The 513-nt window shown below is 42.1% G+C and carries 1 protein-coding gene; it reads left to right on the top strand.

Features of this window, described 5'->3' with window-relative positions; genetic code table 11:
* A partial coding sequence (locus GMD4S_RS12625; RefSeq protein WP_000321310.1) for a pyruvate kinase occupies positions 1-513 on the top strand: 513 nt, incomplete at both ends.

Here is a 513-nt window from a genome sequence, read left to right as displayed (position 1 = left end):
ACGTGTTTAACGCTGTTATCGACGGAACCGACGCTACAATGCTTTCAGGTGAGTCTGCAAATGGTAAATACCCACTTGAGTCAGTAACAACAATGGCTACAATTGACAAGAACGCTCAAACTCTTTTAAAAGAATACGGTCGCTTGTCGTCTGTTAACTTGTCACGTAATTCTAAGACTGAGGTTATGGCTTCAGCTGTTAAGGATGCGACAAACTCTATGAATATCAAGTTGGTGGTTACTCTTACTAAGACAGGTCACACTGCTCGTTTGATTTCTAAATACCGTCCAGATGCTGATATCTTGGCAATCACTTTCGATGAATTGACTCAGCGTGGTTTGATGCTTAACTGGGGAGTTATCCCAGTAACAACTGATCGCCCATCAAACACTGATGATATGTTTGATCTCGCTGAAAGAATTGCAGTTGAGCAAGGTTTGGTAGAATCTGGTGATGATATTGTTATCGTTGCAGGTGTACCACTTGGCGAAGCTGTTCGTACAAACACAATGC

The organism is Streptococcus sp. GMD4S (assembly GCF_000296955.1).
This window is presented reverse-complemented; position numbering and strand designations above follow the sequence as displayed.